Annotated in this window: 23 protein-coding genes and 1 pseudogene; 15 read left to right on the top strand and 9 right to left on the bottom strand. The window is 56.6% G+C overall.

The window, feature by feature from the left end:
* Positions 1-173: 173 nt before the first annotated feature.
* Positions 174-374, bottom strand: a pseudogene (locus tag HC231_RS24415) (VOC family protein); the annotation flags it as partial.
* Positions 375-782: 408 nt separating this feature from the next.
* Here HC231_RS24415 and codB point away from each other — a divergent pair.
* The 4 genes from codB to HC231_RS19275 all read left to right on the top strand — a co-directional run bounded on the left by codB (position 783) and on the right by HC231_RS19275 (position 5,314).
* On the top strand, positions 783-2,048 hold the full coding sequence (codB, locus tag HC231_RS19260) for a cytosine permease (protein ID WP_208228315.1): 1,266 nt from the start codon (positions 783-785) through the stop codon (positions 2,046-2,048).
* Between the two features lie 27 nt (positions 2,049-2,075).
* Complete coding sequence (locus HC231_RS19265) at positions 2,076-3,281, top strand: PucR family transcriptional regulator (RefSeq protein WP_208228316.1); 1,206 nt, start codon at positions 2,076-2,078, stop codon at positions 3,279-3,281.
* Between the two features lie 46 nt (positions 3,282-3,327).
* Positions 3,328-4,581: a cytosine deaminase gene (gene codA / locus HC231_RS19270; RefSeq protein ID WP_208228317.1), complete on the top strand. Its 1,254-nt coding sequence runs from the start codon at positions 3,328-3,330 to the stop codon at positions 4,579-4,581.
* 106 nt (positions 4,582-4,687) lie between these two features.
* Complete coding sequence (locus HC231_RS19275) at positions 4,688-5,314, top strand: LysE family translocator (protein ID WP_208228318.1); 627 nt, start codon at positions 4,688-4,690, stop codon at positions 5,312-5,314.
* Between the two features lie 39 nt (positions 5,315-5,353).
* On the opposite strand, the gene HC231_RS19280 is transcribed toward HC231_RS19275, so the two are convergent.
* The gene (locus HC231_RS19280; protein ID WP_208228319.1) at positions 5,354-5,836 is read right to left on the bottom strand and encodes a GNAT family N-acetyltransferase; all 483 of its coding nucleotides are present in this window, start codon (positions 5,834-5,836) and stop codon (positions 5,354-5,356) included.
* Positions 5,837-5,924: 88 nt separating this feature from the next.
* On the opposite strand from HC231_RS19280, the gene HC231_RS19285 reads away from it, so the two are divergent.
* Positions 5,925-6,845 carry a LysR substrate-binding domain-containing protein gene (locus tag HC231_RS19285; protein ID WP_208228320.1) on the top strand — a complete coding sequence of 307 codons (921 nt, stop codon included), beginning with the start codon at positions 5,925-5,927 and terminating at the stop codon, positions 6,843-6,845.
* A 12-nt stretch (positions 6,846-6,857) separates the two neighbouring features.
* Here the strand turns inward: HC231_RS19285 and HC231_RS19290 are convergent, their stop codons facing one another.
* Entirely contained in the window at positions 6,858-7,502 is a 645-nt protein-coding gene (locus HC231_RS19290; protein WP_208228321.1) for a metallophosphoesterase, read from the bottom strand.
* A gap of 223 nt (positions 7,503-7,725) precedes the next feature.
* Here HC231_RS19290 and HC231_RS19295 point away from each other — a divergent pair, with 223 nt between their 5' ends.
* Positions 7,726-8,103: a cupin domain-containing protein gene (locus HC231_RS19295; protein WP_208228322.1), complete on the top strand. Its 378-nt coding sequence runs from the start codon at positions 7,726-7,728 to the stop codon at positions 8,101-8,103.
* Between the two features lie 77 nt (positions 8,104-8,180).
* On the opposite strand, the gene HC231_RS19300 is transcribed toward HC231_RS19295, so the two are convergent.
* Positions 8,181-8,498, bottom strand: coding sequence for a hypothetical protein (locus HC231_RS19300; RefSeq protein ID WP_208228323.1), 318 nt, complete (start codon positions 8,496-8,498; stop codon positions 8,181-8,183).
* 338 nt (positions 8,499-8,836) lie between these two features.
* Here HC231_RS19300 and HC231_RS19305 point away from each other — a divergent pair, with 338 nt between their 5' ends.
* From HC231_RS19305 to nifJ, 4 genes are all read left to right on the top strand, one after another.
* Positions 8,837-10,381 (top strand): FAD-dependent oxidoreductase, encoded by a 1,545-nt coding sequence (locus tag HC231_RS19305; protein WP_208228324.1) that lies wholly within the window; start codon positions 8,837-8,839, stop codon positions 10,379-10,381.
* Between the two features lie 66 nt (positions 10,382-10,447).
* Complete coding sequence (locus tag HC231_RS19310; protein WP_208228325.1) at positions 10,448-11,413, top strand: SphA family protein; 966 nt, start codon at positions 10,448-10,450, stop codon at positions 11,411-11,413.
* 192 nt (positions 11,414-11,605) lie between these two features.
* Positions 11,606-12,556 (top strand): LysR family transcriptional regulator, encoded by a 951-nt coding sequence (locus HC231_RS19315; RefSeq protein ID WP_208228326.1) that lies wholly within the window; start codon positions 11,606-11,608, stop codon positions 12,554-12,556.
* Positions 12,557-12,722: 166 nt separating this feature from the next.
* Positions 12,723-16,256, top strand: a complete 3,534-nt coding sequence (nifJ, locus tag HC231_RS19320; protein ID WP_208228327.1) for a pyruvate:ferredoxin (flavodoxin) oxidoreductase — start codon at positions 12,723-12,725, stop codon at positions 16,254-16,256.
* Between the two features lie 260 nt (positions 16,257-16,516).
* Here the strand turns inward: nifJ and HC231_RS19325 are convergent, their stop codons facing one another.
* On the bottom strand, positions 16,517-17,848 hold the full coding sequence (locus HC231_RS19325) for an aminotransferase class I/II-fold pyridoxal phosphate-dependent enzyme (RefSeq protein ID WP_208228328.1): 1,332 nt from the start codon (positions 17,846-17,848) through the stop codon (positions 16,517-16,519).
* A 142-nt stretch (positions 17,849-17,990) separates the two neighbouring features.
* On the opposite strand from HC231_RS19325, the gene HC231_RS19330 reads away from it, so the two are divergent.
* The 5 genes from HC231_RS19330 (at position 17,991) to HC231_RS19350 (ending at position 22,807) form a co-directional block, all read left to right on the top strand.
* Positions 17,991-18,971, top strand: a complete 981-nt coding sequence (locus tag HC231_RS19330) for a substrate-binding domain-containing protein (RefSeq protein ID WP_208228329.1) — start codon at positions 17,991-17,993, stop codon at positions 18,969-18,971.
* Position 18,972: 1 nt separating this feature from the next.
* Positions 18,973-19,767, top strand: coding sequence for a deaminated glutathione amidase (locus HC231_RS19335; RefSeq protein ID WP_208228330.1), 795 nt, complete (start codon positions 18,973-18,975; stop codon positions 19,765-19,767).
* 81 nt (positions 19,768-19,848) lie between these two features.
* Positions 19,849-20,742 carry an ABC transporter substrate-binding protein gene (locus tag HC231_RS19340; RefSeq protein WP_208228331.1) on the top strand — a complete coding sequence of 298 codons (894 nt, stop codon included), beginning with the start codon at positions 19,849-19,851 and terminating at the stop codon, positions 20,740-20,742.
* 303 nt (positions 20,743-21,045) lie between these two features.
* Positions 21,046-22,005 carry an amino acid ABC transporter permease gene (locus HC231_RS19345; RefSeq protein ID WP_208228332.1) on the top strand — a complete coding sequence of 320 codons (960 nt, stop codon included), beginning with the start codon at positions 21,046-21,048 and terminating at the stop codon, positions 22,003-22,005.
* A complete protein-coding gene (locus HC231_RS19350; RefSeq protein ID WP_281397351.1) occupies positions 21,998-22,807 on the top strand; it encodes an amino acid ABC transporter ATP-binding protein in 810 nt (269 codons plus the stop codon). The genes HC231_RS19345 and HC231_RS19350 overlap by 8 nt, the downstream gene beginning before the upstream one ends.
* Positions 22,808-22,852: 45 nt before the next feature.
* On the opposite strand, the gene qhpR is transcribed toward HC231_RS19350, so the two are convergent.
* Genes qhpR through HC231_RS19370 form a run of 4 tightly spaced genes read right to left on the bottom strand, consistent with a single transcriptional unit; the run spans position 22,853 to position 26,751 of the window.
* The gene (gene qhpR / locus HC231_RS19355; protein WP_208228333.1) at positions 22,853-23,893 is read right to left on the bottom strand and encodes an AraC-like transcriptional regulator QhpR; all 1,041 of its coding nucleotides are present in this window, start codon (positions 23,891-23,893) and stop codon (positions 22,853-22,855) included.
* Between the two features lie 42 nt (positions 23,894-23,935).
* Positions 23,936-25,333, bottom strand: a complete 1,398-nt coding sequence (locus tag HC231_RS19360; protein WP_208228334.1) for an MmgE/PrpD family protein — start codon at positions 25,331-25,333, stop codon at positions 23,936-23,938.
* Positions 25,334-25,344: 11 nt separating this feature from the next.
* The gene (locus HC231_RS19365) at positions 25,345-26,073 is read right to left on the bottom strand and encodes an amino acid ABC transporter permease (protein WP_208228335.1); all 729 of its coding nucleotides are present in this window, start codon (positions 26,071-26,073) and stop codon (positions 25,345-25,347) included.
* Positions 26,074-26,076: 3 nt separating this feature from the next.
* A complete protein-coding gene (locus HC231_RS19370; RefSeq protein WP_208228336.1) occupies positions 26,077-26,751 on the bottom strand; it encodes an amino acid ABC transporter permease in 675 nt (224 codons plus the stop codon).
* Positions 26,752-26,839 lie beyond the last annotated feature (88 nt).

Below are 26,839 nucleotides of genomic sequence, written 5' to 3' on the forward strand. Positions count from 1 at the left end.
GATGGCGCTATCCCTACCTCAATCGAATATCCATCAGGCAAGTAGCTTGGCTGATAACTCCAGTGGGGAAATGGGACAGTTTCTCCCTGCGTTGTTGGGCGAAAACCGACACCAAATGGAGAATAACGGCATTCTTGATCGGTTAACCGCAGCAGAATATCAAGCGACGGGGTTGTTTGGGCAAACTGCCGGATAGGTTCTTTATCATCAAGGTAAATAAACTCAAGAAAGATATTATTGAAAAAAAATCGACGATTAGCCGTTCCTTGTCCGGGGTGGTGATTCGATGTTCCTTCAAGAAACCCATTCCGGACCAGAACATCGGCAATAGATGCATTATTTTTAGAGCAGACAAACAAATGATCAATTTCCATTATTCACAACCAACATTATACATATACATATGTTATGACTAAAACATAAGAGCATTCATTATCGAAAGCAACGCGCTTCATCATAGTGCACACCATCAGCCTTTCTGCCCCGCAAGCGACAATCAGCCGTCTCCGCCCGGAATACGGCGGCGGCTGGCGGCTTATTCCCAGCCAGGGAATATGTACATATTGCACAACCCACCCTATTCAACCTGCGACGCTACGCACAATACGGCGCGATATCGTGATGGGCGTCGGCTAAACGCGGCTGTCTGGTATGCACTTTGCTTTTGCTGGTCAGGTATTGCCGATCCATGCCGACATCCGCGGGCGGATCGAATGCGCCGATAACAGGCGGCCCGCGTCATCGCGGGTCGGCCCATGACACCGTTTTCACAGGAGATCCCCATGCGCAATGAAGTTCCAACGGACTATCCGCTTTCGGCGGTTCCTCTTTCCGCTCGCAAAGGGCTGCTGTCCACCTCGCTGGTGCTGGTGAGTTTTACCCTGTTTACCGCCACGATGTTCGCCGGAGGAAAACTGGCCAGCGGTTTTACCTTCGGCGAGTTGCTCTGGGTGGTGCTGATCGGCAATCTGCTGCTCGGCGCTTATTCCGCCATTCTGGCCTATATCGCCTACCGCAGCGGTCTAAACACCCTGTTGATGGGGCGTTTCTGTTTCGGCGAATGGGGCTGCAAACTGGCGGACTCGCTGCTCGGATTCACCCAAATCGGCTGGTATTCCTGGGGCGTGGCCACCGTCGCCATCGTGCTGATCAAAATCCTCGGTCTGCCGCCGAGCTGGGAAATTCCGCTGATGGTGGTGTTCGGCTTCGCCTTCTGCGTTACCGCCTATATCGGCTACCACGGCCTTGAATGGTTATCGCGCTTCGCCGTGCCGGCCATGTTGATCTTCATCGTCATCAGCTTTATCAAGAGCGGTGAGGATATGGGGTCATGGAGCCAATTGGCATCGATGACGCCCAGCGATCCCATGTCTCTGGCGACCGGCATCACCGTGGTGTTCGGCACCTTCGTCAGCGGCGGCACCCAGTCCACCAACTGGAGCCGCTTCGCCAAATCCGGGCCGGTGGCGATATGGTCCACGCTGCTGGCGTTTTTTGTCGGCAACGGTCTGATGGTCTTCACCGGCGCCTTCGGCGCGCTGGTTTATCAGCAGGCCGATATCGTCGATGTGATGCTGGCCCAGGGATTGGTCACCCTGGCGGTGCTGATGCTGATCGTCAACATCTGGACCACCCAGGACAACACCATCTACAACTTCGCCGTGGCGGGATGCAACCTGCTGCGCACGCCTAATCGCAAATGGATGACCCTGGCGGGCGCCGCCATCGGAACGCTGCTTGCCATCGGCGGCATGTATGACATGCTAATCCCTTATCTGATCCTGCTCGGCACCTTTATTCCGCCCATCGGCGGCGTGATCATGGCGGATTTCTGGCTACGCTATAAAGGCCAATACCCAAACCTGGAAACCACCGCCCTACCCGCGTTCAACGTCCGGGGGCTGGCGGCCTACGCCATCGCCTCGGCCGTGGCCTATGTTTCGCCCTGGATCGCCCCGCTGGTCGGCATTCTGGTCGCCGTGGCGGTCTATGGCGTGCTGACGCGTCTGGCAACGGGCGCCGAAGTCTCTACCGAAACCTCATCCTAAGCCGCGTTAGTCTGACAAGGATCCTCCATGCCGATCACCTGTGCCGACATCCCCCATCTGCCCGGACTGGAAAGCATCCGCTTCCGGGCGGGTTTTCAGGGCGCCAACCGGGTAGTACGCTGGCCCTACGTCGCGGAGAACGACACTATCCTTCCCTGGGTGGAAGGCGGCGAGTTGGTGTTTATTACCGGCATCAATCACCAGCGCGACAGCGCCAACCTCTGCCAACTGATTGAGGAAGGCCGTTCCCGCCAGGTGGCGGGCATGGTGATCCTGACCGGACAACCCTATATTCGCCGCATCCCGGAAGCCGTGATAAGGCTGGCCAACCAGTACGGTTTCGCGCTGCTGGAACAGCCCTACGACCTGAAAATGGTCAGCGTTACCGAGATCATCAGTAACGCCATCGTGCAGGACAACCTGCTCGGCCACTCTCGCCGCCTGTTTCTCGGCCGGATCATCGCCGGCATTGCCGAAGCGCCGGAGTTGATCCATCTGCGCGCCAGAGAGTTGAATATTGAACCCGAACAACCGCTGACCGGCGTCGTGATCCGCCTTACTCAAGGGGGCGATCGCCAGCAACGCGAAAACTGGCACACGCATCTGGATAGCTATCTGGCCGAACGCCTGTCGCTGCGCGGCAATCCGTTCCCGGTGTTGCGTCAGTTGGATGACTGGCAATTAATCTGGAGCGCCGCGCCCGATAACGAGGATATCGCCCAATTGTTGTCGCCCCTGCGCCAGACGCTCCCCGGATTGCCGCTGGCGGTCGGCATCGGCGGCGAGTGCAAAGGCCTCAGCAGGCTGGCGGATAGCGTACAACAGGCGCGGGAGGCGGCCACCTTCGCTGAAATCCACCAGCAACTATTCGAACCGGTGTATTATCGGGAACTGGGCGTCGCCCGCCTGTTCGCCGCCGTCCAGGATAAACGCCTGCTGCGCGATTTTTGCAGTCAGACCCTGGGGCCGCTGTGTTTCAACCGCAGCCGCGAAGCCCAGGATCTCAAGGCGACGCTAGCCGGCTATCTCAACAGCCACGGCCGCCACGTTGAAGCCGCCCGCGCGCTGGGGATTCACCGCAATACCCTTCGATACCGGCTGGCGGCGCTGGAGAAAATGACGGGCCGCGCGCTGCTGGATCCGCTGCACCGGCTCAACCTGCACAACGCCCTGTTGATCGAGCGCATATTGTTGCACACCCATCAGCTCGATCCTCACGAGTCCGACGGCTGACGGCCCTCCGACCCGCAATCTTTCCGTCACGACAAGGAGAATACTAATGAGAATCGTCAACGCCCGCCTGCGCCATCGTCCGGAACTGTTCACGCTGGAAATCCGCGACGGAATATTCACCGCGATCGCGCCGCAAACCGCCAGACAACACGCCGCGGCGGATGAGATCGACGCGCAGGGCAACCTCGCCTGCGCGCCTTTCGTCGAACCGCATATCCATCTCGATGCGGCGCTTACGGCCGGGGAGCCCAACTGGAACCAGAGCGGCACCCTGTTCGAAGGCATTGAGCGCTGGGCCGAACGCAAGCCGCTGCTGACGCCAGACGATATCCGCACCCGCGCCCGGAAAACCATTCAACTGCTGATGGAGAACGGCGTGCAGGCGATCCGCACCCATGTCGATACCACCGATCCAACGCTGACGGCGACTAAGGTGCTGTGCGAGCTGCGCGAGGAGTTGAAGGACCAGGTGGAGCTACAAGTGGTGGCCTTTCCTCAGGAGGGGCTTCTCTCTTATCCCAACGGCCTGCGGCTGATGGAAGAAGCGCTGGAAATCGGCGTCGATGTGGTGGGCGGCATCCCGCATTTCGAGTACACCCGGGAGTTGGGCGAGGCTTCCATGAAGCAGGTTATCGCTCTGGCGAAAAAATACGATCGCCTGGTGGATGTGCACTGCGATGAAATCGATGATCCCAATTCGCGTTTCCTGGAAGTGCTGGCGGCCGAGGCGCTGTTCAACGACATGGGACACCGCGTCACCGCCAGCCACACCACCGCTATGCACTCCTACGACAACGCCTACTGCTCCAAGCTATTCCGTCTGCTGAAAAAGTCCGGCATCAGCTTCGTCTCCTGCCCTACGGAGAGCATCCACCTGCAAGGACGTTTTGATACCTTCCCCAAACGCCGCGGCGTGACGCGGGTGAAGGAGCTGCTGAAGGCCGGGATGAACGTCTGTCTGGCGCAGGATTCGGTATTCGATCCCTGGTATTCCCTCGGCAATGGCAAGCTGCTGCGGGTGCTGGATGCGGGGCTGCACATCTGCCAGATGATGGGCTATCAGGATATTTCCACGGCGCTGAGCCTGATCACCGACAACGGCGCCAAAGCATTGGGTATCGATGCGCGTTACGGCATTGAGGCCGGCAAGCCCGCCAACCTGATCGTATTGTCGGGCGAAAACGATTACGAAGCGATCCGCCGTCAGGAGGACGTGCTCTGGTCGATCCGCCACGGCGAGATTATTCTGCAACGCCAGCCCGCGCAGGTGATTACCCGGCCGGAAATCTTTCCCGGATAAGAAAAAAACGCGGACAATAACCAAGGTGCAACATCACGTTATCTATGCGAATATACGACGATTGAGATCTACACCCATACCGTGATGTTAAACGTCAGGAGCAACCATGAGTTTTAGCCTTTGGCTCGCTTATACCGGTATTATCAGCGCATTAATCGCGATACCGGGCCCTTCGGCCTTGCTTTGCATGTCCCACGGACTGCGCTACGGGCATACCCGCGCCACCGCGACCGTGCTGGGCGGCGCGATTGCGGCGCTAACGCTGATGGCCTGCTCGGCGCTGGGATTGGGCGCAATCCTGGCGGCCTCGACCACCGCGTTCATCGCGTTAAAAATCGTCGGCGCGATCTACTTAATCTGGCTGGGCATTACGTCGTGGCGTTCATCGGCGATGAATCAGACGGAGCCGGGCGTTCAGGATGCGCCGACGACCGGCTGGTTGTCTCTGTTCCGTAAAGGCTATCTGGTGGGGATCAGCAATCCGAAAGATTTATTATTCTTCGCCGCGCTGTTCCCGCACTTTATTGATACCGCCGCCCCGCACCTTTTGCAGTTCGTGATCCTGGCCGTGACCTGGCTGATGATTGATTGCAGCATGATGTTTATCTATGCCTGCACCGGCCGCCGGCTGTCCGCGCTGTTTTCAAATCCGCGCCGCATCAAACTGTTTAACCGTTCAACCGGCGGCATTTTTATCCTGGCGGGCACCACGCTGGCGGCCTCAACCAAATAATAGCGGCGTTGCCGATAATCACGTTCTCAATGAAGGTGATTATTTTGCCGATGCCAGTTGTTTGATGCCGTTTTCATCCAGCCGATAGCGGATCCACTCGTCCTGCGGTAATGCCCCGATGCTTTTATAGAAATCGATCGCCGGCTGATTCCAGTCAAGCACGCTCCATTCCAAGCGACCGCATTTTCTTTGCCGGGCGATTTCGGCAAGGTGTCCGAGCAGCGCTTTACCCGCGCCGCGGTGACGGAATTTCTGCCCGATGTACAAATCTTCCAGATAAATACCGTTTTTCCCCAGCCAGGTGGAATAGCTCATAAAGAAAACGGCATAACCGGCCGGCTGACCGTCGATACTGCAAATAAGCGCCTCCGCGCCGGCATCCTCGCCAAATAACGATTGTTCAATATCCTGGCGTGAAGCCACCACTTCATGCCTGGCTTTTTCATACTCCGCCAGTTCAATAATCAGATCTAAAATAATGCCGGCATCAGACTTCTGGGCGGGATAAATATCTATTTTCATTTATGTTCCATGGATTGTAATGAAGAGGAATGCTTGCCATGCTACTCCATTGCAAATACTGTATGAACTGCATTGTTCTCAGGGATTAATGAATAATATGCATCTTGACCTACGCCGCATCGATCTGAATTTATTGGTTATATTTAACAGTATCTATCAGCACCGTTCCGTTGCCGAATCTGCAAAAGCGCTGGCAATGAGCGCCTCGGCCGTCAGCCACGCGTTGATTCGGCTACGCAGCGCTTTCTCAGATGAGCTATTTTTTCGTGTAGGCAATACGATGCAGCCCACCGTGCTGGCGGATGAAATAGCTGCGCCCATCGCCGACAGTTTGACGCTGCTGACTCATGGTCTGGCGCGCCGTCCTCGTTTTAATCCCGCCAGAAGTACGGAAAGCTTTACGTTTTCCATCACCGATTACACGGCTTTCTCGGTTTTTCCTTCTCTGATGGCGCAGATGGAAAAGCTTGCGCCGAATATTAAATTCAATCTGATCTATTCACCGCAGAAAGTGGCGATTAACGATTTATTAGCGGGCAAAATAGACTTTGCGTTGGGATTCAGCGAAACGACGCCATTGGGAAATAAGGAAATCGATGAGATCGACTGGATAGAAGACCACTATGTGGTGATATCTCCGTCTGATTATCTGCCCAACGGCGCCTTAACCCTCAACGATTATCTGCAAGCGCGTCATCTTGTGGTCACGCCCTGGAATGAAGCACGCGGCGTAGTGGATTATTCGCTGGATAAGATCAATAAAAAACGCCACATCGTGCTGAAAACCCCGTCAATGATGAGCGCGCCGTTTATCATCGCCCAATCATCCATGTTGATGACTCTGCCTTATCATGTGGCGATGCTTTTCAGCAAAATCATTTCACTACGCATCCATCCGCTTCCCTTTGACGTTCCCAGCTATCGGGTAAAGATTTACAGCCACCGCAGAAACAGCCGCTCGGAAGCCCGGCTGTGGATCCAGTCGCTGCTGCAACGTCTGGCCGCCTGATATTACCGCGGGTCAGCGCAGTTGAATCAGCGTCAAGCGGCCGCCGAACACGGCTCCCGTATCAATGTAGAGTTGGTTAAAAAAGATCAGGGGTTTGTGAAGCGGCGTGTGCCCGAAGATAAACAGATGCGCCCCGGAGATGCGGCTCCCTTCGCCTGCCATCGCCCGCGTGATACGGTTGCGCCCCCAGACCAGCTCATCCTCATCGACGGCTTGGCCGAAGGCATAAACGTCGGCGGGGTAGTCGGCGTGAGCTACCACATAGCGGCGGCCGCCGATATTCGCCTCAATAACCAGCGGCAGGTCTGCCGTTTGGGCTATGCGACTGCTTGCCAGCCGTTTATCGGCATCATTCAGAGCGGCGTACCAGGTTCCCCCATTGCGCGCCCAAAGCCAGCCGTTATCTTCAATCAGCGCTTCCCGCGCCATCTGTTCATGATTGCCGCACACGGCGGTAAACCAGGGCTGATCCAGCAATGACAGGCAGGCCGGGCTATCGGGGCCACGGTCAATCAGATCGCCGACCGAGATCAGCAGGTCGGTTTGACGATTGAATTTCCGGGCGGCCAGCACATCCAGCAATAGCTGATAGCAGCCGTGGATATCGCCGACCACAAATATTTTTTGATAATCCTCTGCGCTGATTCTGCGATACATGGATACCTCATCTGAAACGCGCCGCCTGTTTGGGTTGAATGCTGACGCCCCTTAACGCGGCTAAACGCTCTCCCATTTTTACGCGCTCGGATAAGTATGGCATTTAACGCGCCGCAGTGAGCGACTCTTCCGTCGGATGATGCGGCGTTTCCAGAATGAGCTGATAAAAAACCAGATCCAGCCAACGTCCAAATTTAAAGGCCGCCTGGGGAATCGTGCCCGCATGATGAAAACCCAGCTTTTAAGCGGCGACCAGCCGCCACGCCAACGGCTGCGCAGAAAAGCGGACCAGGAGAGATGGCGCGACCCGGAGCTGCGCTATCTGCGTCGGCAGGTGTCGGAAAGAGAGCCGGTTACCGGGTTGGAGATGATCGAAATTACCCTGCCCGCGTTCGCCAAAGTCAGCTATCCGCGCTGGAGCAATCACCCCTATCAGCAGCGTTTGTGGCTGATTGAAGGGACATTGCACGTCGAGTATCACAGCGAGCGCTTTGAACTCATGGCGGGCGATTGTTTAACTTTCGACGTGGGACATCCCGTCACTTTTCATAATCCTGAGCAACAAGAATGCCGTTATTTATTAGTGATAACCAATGAATAGCGGCGAAGAGCGGGCTTATAACGTCATTCGCCCGCTTGAAGGGGGAAAACCGGCCGACTTCGGGATAGGCGTCATCATCATGCTCCCCCGGTCCCGCCGCCCGCGCGGGCAAGCTCAGGGAAAAGCCCGCGCAGCGTACCGGCGATGGCCTGCCGCTCATATCCCATTTGTTGCAGGATCAGGGCGATTTGCCGCGCTGAGATGTTGTCCTGATACACCGAATGAAGCACATCGGCAATCAAACAGGGTGTGATCACGGTAATGTGGGAAATCTCCGTCGCCGATCCGCCCCACGCCTGCAAAATATGTTCAAAAGCCTGTTCCGGGGTCATGCCCTGTTCCTTTAGCGATGTCACCACGGAAACCAGCTTATCTTTTATTTCATTCGCCATCATTCGGCTCCTTGATTAGCGGCGCCTTTCCTCGGTTGCCGCCAACCGACCATTTACAAAAACCGGACGACCAACCTGCTCCGGCACGCCACAACCAGAGGTTGTGGCAACCACAAATAAAGAGTGTTTTTCCAATATATCTCAAATGCTTATAGTACAACCACCCCTTGTTATCTCCCCTACAGCCGTACCGATACAAGGACGGTATAGCCGTTTGGAAACGCCCGAACTGTGTATCAGGCTGCAGAAGGATTCATTCTCATCATACAACAGGCAGACGATATAACCAGGAAGCAGCACGGGGATCTGATATCCACCCTACATAACAGGAAAACAACACCATGAGCAGATTAAGAAAAAATAGCGCTATCGGTTGCTTTCTTTTCATCTTTAGCCTCTCCCTCGGCTACGCGCAACCGGCTGCCGCGCAAGAGCGCAAAATGGAAACCGACGTCGTTGTCGTCGGATTCGGTGGCGCCGGCGTGTCCGCCGCGGTGTCGGCGGCGGAATCCGGATTGAAAGTCATCGCGCTGGAAAAACAGGCATTCGCCGGCGGCAGTTCCAACTTTGCCGAAGGGCTGTTTGGCGTCCACACCGATCAAACCCGTAAAAACTCGATAACCATGAGCCCGGAAGAGGCTTACCAGACCTCGATGGAGTTTAATCAGTCTTACCGGGTCAATCCCGCGCTGGTGAGACTGTACCTGAAGGAATCCAGCGCCACGATCCGCTGGCTGGAAAAACACGGAGTGAGTTTCTACGTGACCCAGATATCCCCGCATGAACCGCGGGTGTGGCATATCGTGGAAGATTACGGCAACGCCCATCACGGCGCGGCGCTCATCAAACGTATGGTTGAGCGGGCCAACGAGCTGGGCGTGACGGTTATGTATAAAACACCAGGGAAAAAACTGATCTATCAGGATGGCGCTATCAGGGGCGTTGAAGCGGAAGATGCCGATGGCAACAAAATCACCATCACGGCGAAAGCGGTCATTCTGGCGACGGGGGGATTTCAGGATAGCAAAGAGAAAGTCAAAGCCTGGACTCCCTTCGATCCGGAAAAGGTTCAACCCTTCGCTTTCCTGAACAAAACCGGCGACGGTATCGATATGGCGATGAACGTCGGCGCGGATACCACCGACTTCGGGCTGATGATGCATCCCGCGCTGACGGATAAAGGCATTCCGCTGGTGGGCGATCTACAGGGAATGGCCTGGGAACCCAATCTGTGGGTCAACAAATACGGCGATCGTTTTATCGATGAAACGGTCGTGCAAAGTTTTGTGATTGCCGGTAATGCGATTGAAGCGCAGCGCGACAGCTTCGTCTGGTCCGTGTTTGACGACAATACGGTGAAATATGTCGAAGAACAGGGAGCCAGAACCGGAATGGGGGTCATTATTCCGGTCATGAAGAAACTCACCAACGTAAAAAAAGAGATCAACGACGCCATCAGCGCAGGCAGCGACAAAGTGGTCATGGCCGGCTCGCTGAATGAACTGGCTAAAAAGATCGCCGTCGATCCCAAACGGCTGCAAGCGTCCGTCACCCGCTATAACCAGATCAAAGAAAAGAATATCGATGAGGATTTTGTCAGAGATCCGACCACCATCATACCGGTTACCGGCCCGACCTATTATGCTCTGAAAGTCCAACCCCACTATTTCGCCACCATTGGCGGGGTGCGCATCACGCCGGCGATGGAGGTAACGGATAAGCAGGATAACGTGATTAAAGGGCTTTACGCCACCGGGCTTGATGCGGGCGGGCTATATGGCAGAACCTACACGCTATGGGCGTCGGGTTCCGCTTACTCCTTCTCGGTCACCTCAGGCCGTTTGTCCGGCGCCAATGCCGCAACCTATATCCGCGCGCTGAAATAACTCCCGCACGCTGTGTTGGGGAGCCGCCCAGGCTCCCCATCGTGCATCACATGCACAGGGGGAATAATGAATCATATCAATCGATGGGTTAACGCCGCACTGTTAACGGCAGCCGCTTTGGCTGCGCCCGCGGTTTATGGCGTGGAAAATGTCACGCCTTTGCAGCCGGGCGCCACCACCGGAAGCGCGACCGGGATGCTGCCGCCGGACGGGCTCTATTTCTCGTTTGGCAGCTCTTATGAAACCGGCTCCCTGCGGGACGAAAACGGCGATAAGGCCCAAACGCCCGGCGGCAGCGTCAAGCTCAAGGTCGTCAGCTCCGTGGCATCGCTGCTGTGGGTGCCGGGTTGGGAAGTGCTGGGCGCCCGTTACGGACTAAGCGTCACCCAGCCGTACCGCACGATCCGCGTCAAAACCGATAACGGCAAGAGCGCCACGACGGATCGCTATGACGGCTTACTCAACACCACGCTCACTCCCGTGATGTTGTCGTGGGATCTGGGCGGCGGCCTGTTCATGGGATTTGGCGCGGGGATCAGCCTGAAAAACGGCAAGTTTGAATACCAATACAGCGAGGCCGCCGGCAGAAACGTCATGCTGGGCAACTCCACCGCCAATAATTTTTATATTTTTCAGCCCAATCTCGCCTTCACCTACCTGCGGGACGACTGGGCGTTCACACTGAATAACATCTTCAACATCAATACCCGCAACAAAACCACCGAGTATCAAACCGGACACCTCTATTATCTGGATGCGACCGCAGCCAAAACCATGAATAACTGGACCGTGGGCGTGATCGGCAACTATACCCGGCAAATCAGCAGTGATGAGATAAAAGGACAGAAAATCGCCGGCATGCCGGGATTCTATGCTCAGGGGAAACGTACCGAATATGCCGCGCTCGGCCCGATGGTCGGCTACAACTTCGGCTCGTTCTCCGTTTCCGGCCGCCTGTTGGTCTCGCTGTTCGCCAAAAACGACGTGGATATGTCGATGCTGCACCTGGGCGTCACCATTCCGCTGAAATAACGCCGGACGCCATCGTCAATAACCTGGCGATGGCGTTTTCATTCCCTTTGCGCACAGCAAAACTGTGCGCAATATCCCCTTTCTCTATGCGTGTTTTTTATTCCTATGATAGCTGTCATGTTCTGACGGAAAAGGGCTGGTTACACTGTGCGTCAATCCTTGCACGATCTTCAATGATGGAAGCGATGGCACATGGATATCGGCACGCTGAAATATTTTGTTCAGGTGTATGAGGATCGTTGCCTGACTCGTTCCGCACAAAAATTGTTTATTACCCAGCAGGCGCTGAGCAGGCAGATCCTCAACCTGGAGACCGAACTGGGCGTCACCCTGTTTCGGCGTAATTCCCGCGGCATGTCTCCGACTGCAATGGGCGATTTGCTTTATGCCAAAGCCCTGGCCGCCATCAACAGCATCGCCGATCTGGAAAATGATATGCGCGCCAGGCAACGGCGCGAACATCCGCATTATCGTTTGGGCTTCTCCCCCGGCACATTGCAGAGTCTGGGCGTGCAACGGGTAATGGAGTTTCTGGCCACCTATGAGGATGCGGACTGCGAACTGTCCGAACACGCCGATATTGAGTGCGAAGCGCGCGTGGACAACGGCCTGCTGGATATGGCGATCACCGTCAAACCCGCGGACAACCCGCGCCTGCGCTACGCCAGTATCAAACAAGAGCGGTTGGTGCTGGTTTGCAATGAGGAACACCGCCTGGCGCGGCAGGCCAAAACGCGCCCCATCCGCCTGACCGACATGGTCGACGTCTCCTTGATTATGCTGGATGAAACCTTCCGGCTACAGGAGACGGTCATGCAGCATCTGCACCGCGCCGGCATCTCCCCGCACATCCATACCCGCATCAGTCACGATCTGCATGTCGCCTATGATTTGGTGACGTTGAACAAAGGCGTTTTTGTCTTCGTCGAAGGGCTGGCCCGTCCGATGCTGCGTGACGGCATGATCTGTATTCCGCTGTCGGGAACCGGTATGAGATGGGATATCGGGCTGATCGTCGGCCACGGTTCCGCGGCGCATTCACCGGTGCTGCTCAATTTCATTAACAGTTTCCGCCATGAAATGCGCCAGGATCCGAAAACCTCACGCCAGACAACCGGCAGCGGATGCCCGTCGTTTACCTGAAATCACGCCGATAGCGGCATTTATTCTATATGGTGTATAATATGCGGAATTGTTAAAAATATATTGAAACAACTCCGCATAATTAGAGCCGTCATCTTCGTTCTTCGAGATGCGATAATCCCCCGGATAACATCGAGTTTCATTCTGTGAGCAAAAAGGCTAAGTCATGATCACCACCGACGGTAACAACGCAGTCGCCTCTGTCGCCTGGCGGACCAATGAGGTCATCGCCATCTATCCCATTACGCCAAGTTCAACCATGGCGGAACAGGCCGCGGCCTGGTCGAGCGACGGCGACAAAAATATTTGGGGAGATACGCCGCGCGTGGTTGAAATGCAGTCTGAAGGCGGCGCGATAGCCACCGTTCACGGCGCGTTGCAAACCGGTTCTCTGGCGACGAGCTTTACCTCGTCGCAGGGGCTGCTGCTGATGATCCCCACGTTGTATAAACTGGCCGGCGAACTGACGCCTTTCGTCCTGCACGTGGCGGCGCGCACGGTGGCGACGCATTCGTTATCTATTTTTTGCGATCACTCCGACGTTATGGCCGTACGCCAGACCGGCTGCGCCATGCTGTGCGCCAGCAACGTCCAGGAAGCGCAGGATTTCGCGCTGATTTCGCAAATGGCCAGCCTGAACAGCCGGCTGCCGTTTATCCATTTCTTCGACGGCTTCCGCACCTCGCATGAAATCAACAAAATTGAACCGCTGAGCGACGATGCCCTGCGTCAGTTGCTGCCCCGGCAGGCCATTGAGGATCACCGTGAGCGAGCGCTTACTCCCGAACGTCCGGTGATCCGCGGCACCGCCTCCAACCCGGATACCTTCTTCCAGGCGCGCGAAGCGACCAACCCCTGGTATAACGCCGCCTGTCAGCATGTCGAACAAGCCATGGACGAGTTTGCCGGCGTCACCGGCCGTCAGTACCGCCCGTTCGAGTATTACGGTCATCCTGAAGCCACCCGCATTATCGTGCTGATGGGCTCCGGCGTCGGCACCTGCGAAGAGGTGATCGACACGTTACTGACGCGCGGTGAAAAAGTCGGCGTGGTTAAAGTCCGCCTGTATCGTCCGTTCTCCGCCAAACATCTGCTGTCGGCTATCCCGCAAACGGCGAAAAGCATCGCCGTGCTGGATCGCACCAAAGAGCCGGGCGCGGTTGCCGAACCGCTATATCTGGACGTGATGACCTCGCTGGCCGAGGCGTTCTCCGCGGGGGAACGCGCATCCATGCCGCGGGTTATCGGCGGACGTTACGGTCTGTCGTCCAAAGAATTCACGCCGCAGTGCGTACAGGCTATCTTTAATGAGTTAGCGCTCGCCAACCCGCGCCCGCGCTTTACGGTAGGCATCTATGACGATGTGACCAATCTATCGCTGCCGCTGCCCGACGAACATCTGCCGGCCGGCGCGTCTCTGCAAGCCTTGTTCTATGGGCTGGGTAGCGACGGCACGGTCTCGGCCGCTAAAAACTCGATTAAAATCGTCGGCAACACCACCCCGATGTTCGTGCAGGGCTATTTCGTCTACGACTCCAAAAAGGCCGGCAGCCTGACCGTCTCCCATATGCGCGTAGGCCCGCATCCCATCAATTCGGCCTACCTGATCGATCAGGCGGATTTTGTCGCCTGCCACCAGTGGCAGTTTATTGATAAGTACAGCATGGTGGAGCGTCTGAAGCCCGGCGGCGTATTTCTGATTAACTCGCCCTATTCCAGCGACGATTTGTGGCATCGGCTTCCGCAGGAAGTTCAGGCCGGCCTGAACCAGCGCCAGGCCAGGGTGTACTGCATTAACGCCGCGAAAATCGCCCGCGAATGTCAGCTGGGCGCGCGCATCAATACCGTAATGCAGATGGCGTTTTTCCATCTGTCGCAGATCCTGCCGAGCGATGTCGCGGTGGAAAAACTGCGTTCGGCGATCGCCACCAGCTACGGCAGTAAAGGCCAGGAGCTGGTTGAACGCAACTGGCGCGCCTTAAGCGCCACGCTGGAAGCCCTGGAAGCCGTAACGCTGGAAGCCGTCAATCCCGACAGCCCGCTGCGTCCGCCGGTGGTTTCCGACGACGCGCCCGACTTTGTCAAAACCGTTACCGCCGCGATGCTGGCCGGATTGGGCGATACGCTGCCGGTTTCGGCCCTGCCGCCCGACGGCACCTGGCCGACCGGCACCACCAAATGGGAGAAACGCAATATCGCCGAGGCGATCCCGCTGTGGCAGCCGCAGTTGTGCACGCAGTGCAACCACTGCGTCGCCGCCTGTCCGCATTCGGCTATCCGCGCCAAAGTAGTCCCGGCCGAAGCGATGGAAAGCGCGCCGTCGTCGCTGCAATCGCTGGACGTAAAAGCCCGCGATATGCGCGGCCAGAAGTATGTTTTACAGGTCGCGCCGGAAGACTGCACCGGCTGTAACCTGTGCGTGGAAGTCTGCCCGGCGAAAGATCGCCAGAATCCGGAAATCAAAGCCATCAACATGGAATCCCGGCTGGATAATCTGAGCGTAGAAAAAGAGAACTTCGACTTCTTCATGGCGCTGCCGGAAATGGATCGCGCCAAACTGGAGCGTATCGATATCCGCACCTCCCAGTTGATCACCCCGCTGTTTGAGTACTCCGGCGCCTGCTCCGGCTGCGGCGAAACCCCGTATATCAAGCTGCTGACGCAGTTGTACGGCAATCGTCTGCTGGTCGCCAACGCTACCGGCTGTTCGTCCATTTACGGCGGCAACCTGCCCACCACGCCGTGGACCACCGATGCCAACGGGCGCGGTCCGGCCTGGGCGAATTCTCTGTTCGAAGACAACGCCGAATTCGGCCTGGGCTTCCGTCTGAGCGTCGACCAGCACCGCCAGCGCGCCGTGCGCCTGCTGCGTGAACTTGCGCCGCAACTGCCGGATGATTTAGTAGCCGCATTGCAGGAAGAATCGATCGCCCCGGAACTGCGCCGTCAGCAGATTGAACAGTTACGCATGATACTGGCGGATCTCAACAATGAGCAGGCCAGAGCCTTGTCCGCCGAGGCCGATCATCTGGTGGATAAATCCATCTGGTTGATTGGCGGCGACGGCTGGGCTTACGACATCGGCTACGGCGGTCTGGATCATGTGATGAGCCTGAGCGAAAACGTCAACGTGCTGGTATTGGATACCCAGTGTTATTCCAACACCGGCGGCCAACAATCGAAAGCGACGCCTCTGGGCGCCGTGACCAAATTCGGCGAAAAAGGCAAACGTAAAGCGCGTAAGGATCTCGGCATTAACGTCATGATGTACGGCCATGTTTACGTGGCGCAGATATCGCTGGGCGCGCAGTTGAACCAGACGGTGAAAGCCATTCAAGAGGCGGAAGCCTGGCCGGGTCCGTCGCTGATTATCGCCTACAGCCCATGTGAAGAGCACGGCTATGACCTGGCGTTCAGCCACGATCAGATGCGCCAGTTGACCGCCACCGGCTTCTGGCCGCTCTACCGTTTCGATCCGCGCCGTATCGAGGAAGGCAAACCGGCGCTGATGACGGATTCCCGTCCGCCGTCAACCAGCCTGAGCGAGACGCTGCTGCATGAACAGCGTTTCCGCCGCCTGAACAGTCAGATGCCGGAAGAGACCGCGCAACTTTACGAAGAGGCCGAAATCGATCTGCGCCGCCGTTATGATTTCCTGACTATGCTGGCGGGCAAAGCCGAGAAGACCCCGCAGGAGTAACGCGCCGGAAAGGCTATCTTTCAGCGCGTTGGCAAGCCTGCGGGTTCGTACCCCACCCCATCCCTCCCCTTCACAGGGGAGGGAGAAAACCCCCGCGTTTTTAATGCATTCGCTCCTCCCCCTGGCAAGGGGGAGGCTGGGAGGGGGTCATAAATATCCCACTAATCCAATTATGCCCGCAAATCGGCCCACTACTCGCATCCTGCGCAGATGCCGGGCGTCTGGAGAAGCGGCTAACCAATCACCGGGGCGGCAGGCCCTCAGCGATAAATCCGGCTTATCGCGTCCGCCACCGTCTCTATCAGCTCTTCTTGCAACAGACAAACGCTCAACCGGATATACTGACCGTTTTTCGTGCCGAAACGTTCTCCCGGCTGCACGGCGACGCCATGGGCGGCCAGCGTGATCAACGCATAACGCTCCGACGGCACCGGCAACCAGATACACAGGCTGTCATTTTCCGGCACATAGATCCCCCGCCTCGCCAACGCATTCGCCAGCCATTGTCGTCTTTGGTGGTAAACCTGACGGGCATGCGCAATCCCCCGCTGCGTTTTCTCATCGGCCAGCAAAAAGCGCAACGCGCCTTGCAATATCCGGCTGCTCCACCCGGCGCCGAAATTACGAAAGGACTGGATCTTGCCGATAACCTCCGCCGAACCGGATAGCACGGCCATGCGTAAATCGGGGCCGTAGGCTTTGGAATAGGAGCGGACATAAATGGTCTGCGCCGGATAATACGCTCCCATGCTCAACGCGGGATTGGAAGAGATCTCGCCGACGCCGTCATCTTCGATAATCATCGTCATCGGGCTATCCGCCAGCAGTTCGGCCATCGCCTTCATACGCGACGGACTTACCGAACGGCCGGTGATCGAATGGGTTCTGGGCTGATAGATAAACGCGGCGGGTTTATGCTGCAACGCCTGTTTCAGCGCCTCGGCGACCGGCCCCTGTTCATCACATTCGACCGGAATGGCGTTGATGCCGATGTTGTCCAGCAAATCCAGCAGCCGCGCTGCCGTCGGGCTTTCAATCGCCACCGTGGAGCCGGGGAAGATCAGCGTCTGCAGCGTCAGGTTCACGCCGTCAAAACCGCCTTCAGACGTCATAAACGCCTGCGCGGCATACGGCCAGTCCTGGCGCAGCCGCGCCTCCAGTTCGGGAATGATCGGCGTGCGTTGATAGCTATTTAAATTCTTAACCTGAGCGCCATACAGCAGCGCCTCGCTCAGATCCGGCAGCAAATCAGGATCGGGCGCCGCCAAAGTGAGATCGGCAATAATCGTATCGCCGAAATTGCCGATCTTCTCAAAACGTTCCGGGCGGGGCGACGTCTGCTGGCCGGAAACCCACATCCCCGTTCTGCCGCGTCCCGCAATCACTTTCTGCCGCCGCAGTAGAGACCAGGCCGCCGAAATCGTCGCCGGACTCACGCCCAATGCTTCGGCCAGCTCCCTGACTGACGGCAGCTGCTTGCCGATTTCAATTTTGCCATCCCGGATCAGCGCGGACATATCCATCGCAATGCCCCGGATACTGTGATTATGCAGCTGTTCCGCCAGCCAGTCGGTATCGATCGATTTGCTCATAAATAATATTTTGTACAATAACAAAAATATCATTGTACACATATAAACAACGATCTAGTATCAAAAAAACGCACATTATGTGCAAATGTCAGACATCTTTTTTATATGCGAGCTATCGCGCCTTCACCAGGGAAACAACACGTTGACTATAACGATTAGATTGGCAGTGAGGGATTGGGATTACATCACCCCGCTTGCCTTGGGCGACATAAAACCAGAAGGGTTTGAACTAAAAATAGATCGAGTCGGTACGCTGCCAGACAACCTGGCGACCAGCAGTCAGTACGATGCGGGCGAAGTCTCATTCAGCCGCTATGCGCAAAGCCGCGCCCGTGGCGATGAGAGTTTGGTCGCCCTGCCCCACTTTCTTATGCGCGGTTTCCGGCAGCGCTGCATTCTGACCACGCAGGACAGCCCGCTGACCGAGTTATCGCAGCTGGCGGGCAAGCGCATCGGCCTGACGGGTTGGCAGGATTCCGGCAACACCTGGACGCGGGCGCTGCTGCGTCGTGAAGGCATCGGCAATGACGATGCCTACTGGTATGTCGGCCGCTTGACGGACGCGCACCCCATCGTCGATCGTCTGGGCGGGTTCGGCCGGCCGGGGCGGATAGAAGCCGCGCCGGGCGAGCAACCGTTGATCACGCTGCTGAAGAACGGCGGTCTGGATGCCATTTTCACGCCTTTCATGCCGGAAGGATTTTTTAACGGCGATTCAGGCTTAAGGCAGTTGCAACCCGATTTTCGCCAGGCGGAAATCGACTACTTCCATCAGGTCGGCTATGTTCCCGGCATGCATGTGCTGGCGATGAAGCCCGCCCTGGCGGCCGAACATCCCTGGTTGCCCCAGGCTCTCAGCAACGTGATCGACCAATCATATAAGGTGTGGATGGGCAAACGCATTAAATACGCCGATACCACCCCGTGGCTGTTGGACGACCTGCGCAGAACCGCCCAGGATTTACCCGCTCACTGGAACGATAATGGCTTTGAGATCAATAAAAACATGATTGCCGATTTTGCCAGTGAACTACATTTACAAGGGATCACCGCTAACCGCCTGACTCCGGAAGCGCTATTCCCATGGGCGTCCTCTTTTTCGTCTACAGACAAGAAGGATTGATATGAAAGTCGCACTTGGTCAATTTGCCGTCGATCGTGAATGGCAAAACAACGTTGTCATCGCGCTGAAGCTGATGGCGGACGCGCAACAGGCGGGCGCCGATCTGCTGGTGCTGCCGGAAGGCGTCCTGGCGCGCGATATCACCAATCCCAAACTGGTGTTAACCGCCGCTCAGCCGTTGGACGGTCCTTTCATCAGCCAACTGCTTGCCGCCAGCAAAGGCAATCAGATGACCACGATGATGTGTATCCATGTGCCGAACGGTAAAGAAAAAGTCTGGAACGTGCTCATTGCGATTCGTAACGGCGAAATTATCGCCCAGTACAAGAAACTGCATCTGTACGACGCGTTTTCCATGCAGGAATCAGAAAACGTCACTCCCGGCGATGAAGTGCCGCCGTTGGTCGAGGTCGCGGGTTTGAAGATCGGCCTGATGACCTGTTATGACGTGCGTTTCCCCGAACTGGCGCGCCGTCTGGTGCTGGATGGCGCGCAGGTGCTGGTGCTGCCTGCCGCCTGGGTGAAAGGGCCGCTGAAAGAGACCCACTGGGAACTGCTGGTTCGCGCGCGCGCGCTGGAAAATACCGCTTATGTCGTCGCGGTCGGCGAATGCGGCGTGAGAAATATCGGCAACAGCATGGTCGTCGATCCGCTGGGCGTGGTGGTGGTTCAGGCTCCGGAAGTACCGGCGCTGGTCTACGCCGATGTCGATCCCGAACGGCTTTCTTATGCGCGGGAAATCTTACCCTCGCTGGCCAATCGCCGTTTTGCCGCGCCGCGCCTGCCGAACGAGTAATGGAGTTTTATATTCTATTTATAGGAACGTTATCAACACGACACGCAGCCTGCTTTTCATGAGGGCGAAGGAGATTGAGCAATGAAAATGAAACGATTGGGGCAGACCGCACTGCTAACAGGATTACTCTTTTCCGCCGGCGCGTTTGCCGCGGAGACTCCTGAGATCGCCCCCCAGCAGGTGAATGAAAATCTGCATTCCCGTTTACCGGACGCAATTAAAACATCCGGCGTGCTTAAGGCAGTGAACAACGGTTCATTTCCTCCGTATGAAATTGTGAGCGGCACGCACTCTCTGGAAGGCGCCAGCGCCGATCTGGCGAAAGCGTTGGGCGAAGTGCTGGGCGTAAAAATCGAACATGCCTCCGTCAGCGGCTTATCCAGCCTGCTGAGCGGCATTCAGTCCGGCCGTTATCAGTTCGCCATGGGGCCGATTGGCGATTTCCCCGCTCGTCAGGAAAAAAATGATTTCGTCGATTTCGTGCGTGAGTTCGTCGTGTTCGCCGTGCGTTCCGGCAATCCGGAAAAAATCAATACGCTGGAAGACACCTGCGGCAAACGTATTGCCGTGATGTCCGGCGGCTCGGCGGAACAGGTGATAGTGAAACAATCCAAATCCTGTACCGACGCAGGCAAACCGGCGGTGGCGATCCAGTCTTATACCGATCAGCCGACCTCTATTCTGTCAGTCCGTTCAGGCCGGGCCGATGCGTTCTTCTCTTCACAGGCGCCGCTCACCTACTTTGTCGATCAGACCAACGGACAGCTGGAACTATCCGGCACCGGCCAGCACAACGGCTTTAGCGATCTGTATCAAGGTTCGGTATTCGCCAAAGACTCTCCGCTGGTTCCCATCGTCCAGGAAGCCTATCAGCAGTTGTTCGATAACGGCACCTACGCCGCCATCATGAAAAAGTGGCATCTGGAAGGAAACATGCTGCCGGCGCCCGGCACTAACCTGGCGGGAAAACAGTAACGCTGTCGCAGCCTTTCTGACCGACGGCGATGTGACCGCTAAATGCCGCTCCGGCTTTGGGTTGCATTGCCGTTATGCCTACAGGATCCTGCCCGTTTGGCAAGAGATCCGGCTAATATCAACATGTTATTTACGAACCGCTTTCGCCTGCGCGGCGATGGGGATAACCGCGGCCGATAAGCGCCATCGCTCGCGGACAACCGTTTCGTCAGGCGGCCGTTTTAAAAGGCCGCCTTATCGGAAATGCCGCTATTCTGAAATAGTAATCCGTTTGGCGAACCATCGATTTGGAAAAGCATCGTTATGAACCATAACGTCAACGACAAGGGGTATTCTTCTACTGTGGATGCGCTGAGAAATGTTGCCAGAGCCCAGGCCCCCAGCCGCCTAAAGCATAGGCTGTCGTGGGGCTTCACGCTGATCATCGCGCTTTACGTCATATGGTCGGTCAGCACCAATAAAAACTTCGAGTGGCCCGTGGTTTATCAGTGGTTCACTGAAAAAACCATTATGGAGGGGTTAAGCGTTACCCTGGGACTGACGGTGGTTTCCATGGCGATCGGCGTGGCGCTGGGCCTGCTGCTGGCGATAGCCCGCTTGTCCAATAATGTGCTGCTGCGCGGACTCTCCGGCCTCTATATCTGGTTTTTCCGCGGCACCCCGCTGCTGGTGCAGCTTATTTTCTGGTATAACCTGTCCACCCTGTTTCCCCGCGTATCGCTGGGCATTCCGTTTGGTCCGGAGTGGATAAGCTGGAACACCAACGACCTGATCACGCCGCTGACGGCGGCGATCGCCGGGCTGGCGCTGAACGAAGCCGCCTATATGGCGGAAATCATCCGCGGCGGGCTGTTGTCCGTGGATAACGGCCAGGTGGAAACCACCCAGGCCTTCGGCATGAGCCGCAGCCGCGCGCTGCGCCGCATCATCATTCCCCAGGCGATGCGCGCCATTGTGCCGCCGACCGGCAACCAGTTAATCAGCATGATCAAGGCGACGTCGCTGGTGAGCGTGATTGCGATGGGCGATCTGCTCTACTCGGTACAGGCTATCTATAACCGTACGTTTGAAGTGATCCCGATGCTGATGGTCGCGGTTATCTGGTATTTATTTATCACCTCGCTGCTGAACGTCGGCCAATCCGCCATTGAACGTTACTATTCCCGCGGCGTTCGCCGCCCGGCGTCGGAAACCCGTCGTACCGCGCCGGCAAAAGCGGCCCCGTTGAACGATGCGATCGGTAAGGACCAGCCTCATGACTAAACTTCATCATCTATCCGCCGAGGAAACCGTTTTGACCGAGGATCGGCCGTTGGTCAGAGCGCGTAATGTTCACAAGCACTTTGGCGATAACCACGTGTTGCGCGGGATCGATTTAGACGTTCACTCCGGTGAAGTGGTGGTGATTTTAGGGCCGTCAGGTTCGGGGAAGTCGACTTTCCTGCGCTGTATCAACCATCTGGAAGAGATGGATGAAGGCTATATCATGATGGGCGACGAACAAATCGGTTATCAACTGCGGGGCGAGAAACTCTATCCGCTGTCATCCCGTGAGATAGCCCGTCAGCGCAGCGAAATTGGTATGGTTTTTCAACAGTTTAACCTTTACCCCCACATGACCGTGCTGCAAAACATCATCGAAGCGCCGATCGGCGTCCATAAGCAAAACCGCCAGCAGGCGCGGGCCTATGCGCTGGAACTGCTCGAACGCGTCGGGCTAAGCCATAAAGCGGACGCCTATCCCCGCCATCTGTCCGGCGGACAACAGCAGCGCGTCGCCATCGCGCGGGCGCTGGCTATCCGCCCCAAACTGATGCTGTTTGATGAGCCGACCTCGGCGCTGGATCCGGAACTGGTGGGCGAAGTGTTATCCACCATGAAAGATCTGGCGGTGCAGGGGTTAACCATGATTGTGGTGACGCATGAAATCGGCTTTGCCAAGGAGGCGGCGGATCGGGTGGTGTTTATGGATCAGGGCGTGGTGGTGGAACACGGGCGGCCGGAAGATATTTTGGTCAATCCGCAGCATCCGCGCACCCAGGCATTTCTCAGCCGTTTTATTTAGCCGCCGGCCGAACACGCCGTGGCGGCGCGGCGTGTTCGAATTGGCTTAACCGGCGATGGATGAGCGCCATTTTTTCGGCGACGCGCCGTACCAGCGGTGAAAAGCGCGCGACAGCACGCTGACCTCCGCATACCCCAGCAGAGCGGAAAGTTCGGAAATGCTCACCTGACGCTGCTCTAAATAATAAACGGCCAGCTCGCGCCGGGTGCTTTCGATCATATCCTTAAAACTTACCCCGTACTCGGCCAAACGGCGTTGCAGCGTCCAGCTCGGCATTTTCAGCCTTTTGGCGATGGTGTCCAAACGGGGATTTCCGGTCGCCAGCAAGGTAATGAGCTCGCTTTTCACCTCGCTCACCAGATTGACCGCGGATTGATTTTGTTCCCCGACGATCTCCAGACTGTGCCGGACAACGTTAAACAGATAGTCATTACATTCGGGCATTGGCCGGTTCATCACCTCGCGGGAGAAAAAAATGGCGTTTTGCGGTTTTTGAAAGTAAACCACACAGCCGAAAAGCTGCAAGTGCGCGCGTTTGGCGCGCGGAGCTTTATGCTCAAAATAGACTTTGGCGGGCGACCAATCGTTTCCCAACACGTGGCGCATGATATTGAGAAATATCATCATGGACAGCTCCGCGTTCTGCCGCCGGTCGATGACGACGGCGTCATCGACGCGGTATTCCAGACGGTAGCCGTCCGGCTGTTGGCTTAATCGCAGTTCGCTATTCTGCTGATGCAGCGGAAAATAGCGCGCAAGATTCGTCAGCGCCTGACCAAGCGTCCGGGACGATAAGCACAGATATCCCAATAGCCCCAACTGCTGGGGGAGAAACTGAGCGCCGAACATCAGGCCGAAATTCTCATTGCCGGTCTGTTTGGCCGCCTCGTTGACCGCCTGGCAATAGCGGCCAAAGGAGATCGGCTGGTTGGGCTTCTTAAGCAATTCGCTCTTCAGACCGGCCCGCGCCAATACGCCGGCCGCATCAGCGCCCTGTTGTTCAATAAAGCGCTCCAATCCTTCCATCATCGTCGCTAATACAGTCGCTTCAACAACGCCTTCTGGCTGTATCGCATAGGATCGCATCAGAGATCTCCTTAACTGCCTGCTTAGTGTGAATAGTGAGTCTTATGCGAGGGAATGCCCTGAACAAAGGCGGTCAATCAGGTATTGAACGTTTTCAATCCGTTCAAATTGCAACAACTCGTCGAATAGTTCAGGCAACGCGGCTGACGGCAAACTGTAGCGGGCGCAGGCGCAAAACTTGCTTTCCAACTGCTGACGGCTCAGACGCCAGGTTTTACTGCCCGGCTCGACATCGGCCGCGCGGCGATAGGTTTCGCCGCTCGTCGTCGTAACCTGTAGGCGGCAGCCTAATGCCACGCCGGCAATCCCTTTGGGCAAATCCTGGTCCGGCAGGATCCGCACCTTTTCAGCCAGCGTCCGCACATCCTGGCGTTGTACGTTTTCATCGGAAAAATCTTCCAGATTCAGATGGCCGACCAGCGCGGCGATAGCCAGGCTGTACGGCAGGCTGAACTTGGCTTCCAGGCCGGTGGCCGCCCGCTCGTGGATCAGGATCTTCGGCGCGGCGGGATCCAGATGAACATCAATCGCCGCGATTTGCGCGGCGGCCGTTTTTTCCGTCGCCAGCACATCCTGCAACAGCGCAACGGCGGCATGGCTACAGGTGCAGCACGGATAGCGCTTAATGGTGATGCCCGGCTCCAACAGCGCATAAGGACGGCCGAACGTCATTACCGCCGCTTTCTTCGGGTCGAATCGCTCGGCGAACACATCCACCAGCCCCATCGGTCCCAGTAGGCTTCCCGGCGTCGAAGTCATGCCGACGGCGGCCAGGCGCGCCGCCATCACCCCATGACTGGCGGCCAGCGCCGTTTGCAGCGGCTTCGCATCGCTGCCGAAATTGCTGCGCAGTCCCGCGGCCATCGATGCGGAAAGCCCGATGGCATGGCGCAGCTGCGATACCGTTAGATTCATCGCCAGCCCGCTGGCGACGGCGGCGCCGACGACGCCCAGCGTACAGGTGGCATGCCACCCTTTCATATAATGATAGGGGTGAACCAATACCCCTAGCCGAGCGATCGTCTCCACGCCGGCGATATAGGCATTCACCAGTGATTTTCCGCTGATGTTATGCGCTTCGCCCAACGCCAGACATGCCGCGCCGACCGTCACGGTCGGGTGACTCAGCGACATCAGCGTATCGTCATCGTCATAATCGTGGATATGACCGGCGAAGGCGTTGAACAACGCCGCATCCTGTACGCCAAGACGATCGCCGCGGCCGATCGCCCGCGCGGTCAGCCCCGGCGCGTAATCGCACCTCGCCAGACTGCGCAGTAAATTGAGCGATGCGGGATGTTGAGCGCCGGCCAGCATGACGCCGAGCAGATCCGCCAAATGTTCATCGGCGACGCTCAGCAGCTCCGCCGGCTTCTCCGCGGCAAAACAGGACTGTAAATCAGCCGCGATTTCCAATTCCAAATCCAGATAAAATTTCATCACGATTCCGCTTACGTTCGGGGGTCAAGCGACGATACGCCATCCGCCGGGGCGCTCTGCCCCCGATCGTTATTGCGGCGGATATGGCGCGACAGGCGTTTTTCCAGCATCAGTCCTGCTTTGGAAACCGTATAGCAAATCAGATAGTAAACAATCAGCATGCCGCCATAGATCGCCAGGCTGGGCGTACCGTCAATTTGCAAGGCGGAGCGTTCGATAACGATTTGCCCGGTGCGTAAAAATTCGACCACTCCGACCACGGAACCCAGGGTCGTCGCCTGTATCAATGTGGTGGCCAACCCGCAGTAGGGGGGCAAAATGATGCGCACCACCTGGGGAACTATCACCAACACAAAAAACATAATGGGATGAAATCCCAAGGCATTCCCTGCTTCTTTCTGACCGGGATCGATGGACGATAAGCCGCCGCGAATGATTTCCGCGCCATTGGCGCCGCCCCATAACGACAGGCTAATGACGGTAGAGGTAAAGGGATCGAGGGACATCGCCACCATCGGCACGACGAAATAAACCGCCAGCACCAGCACAAAAATGGGAATGGCGCGGATAAACTCCACGATAAAGATGAAAAGCCAACGAATCGCCCTGATACGCGCGGTGACGCCGATCGCCAACAGAATCGCCAGCACGGTCGACAGTATCAGCGTGCACAGCGACAACCACAGCGTTACGCCGATGCTATGCAGAAAAAGCGGAAAATAGCTGATTAATAACGTCATCGCTTACCTCCTGACAAACGGGCGGTTCATACGGCTTTCCATCAGCCGCATCGCCATGGAAAGCGCGAAGACGGTGACCACATAGATGATCGTAATAGCGCTAAACATTTCTATTGATTTGAATTCCAGAGACACCTTATCCACGGCGACGAAGGTTAATTCGGCCAGCCCGATAACCTGCATATAGGAGGAATTTTTCAACACGCCGATCGAGGTGTACAACAAAGAAGGTAACGCGATGCGCAACGCCAGCGGCCATGCCACCAGCAAAAAATAGTGCAGCGTGGAAAACCCTAACGCCTGGCTTGACTCTTTTAAGCCATGCGGCACCGACGCCAGGCCCGCTCTGAAATTTTCAATATTAAAGGCGACGGCCCAGAGCGACAGCGCGAGGATCCCGGAACCGGTAGCCGATAACTTAATGCCGATTTCCGGCAACCCGAAATAGATGAAGAAAATTTGCAGCAGTAAGGGCGTATTACGAATAAACGAAACGTAGCCCGCGATAATTCTGGCGATAAGGCGGCTCGATGTTGAAACCAGCGCCGAAGCCAGAACTGCGCCTGAAATCAGGGAAATAACTATGCTGATCATGCTCAACCACAGCGTCATTAACCAGCCGTGATATAACGCGGGAGCATTTTCAACGATATACTGCCAATCGAAAGAAGAACCCATTGCCGCCTCTGTCGTCTTGATTGCCCCGTGACGGCCGGTGGTTCGCCGTTCACGGGGTTATTGCCATGCTACATCAGGTAAATGACGG

It is taken from the genome of Brenneria izadpanahii (assembly GCF_017569925.1).
GTDB classification, from domain to species: domain Bacteria; phylum Pseudomonadota; class Gammaproteobacteria; order Enterobacterales; family Enterobacteriaceae; genus Brenneria; species Brenneria izadpanahii.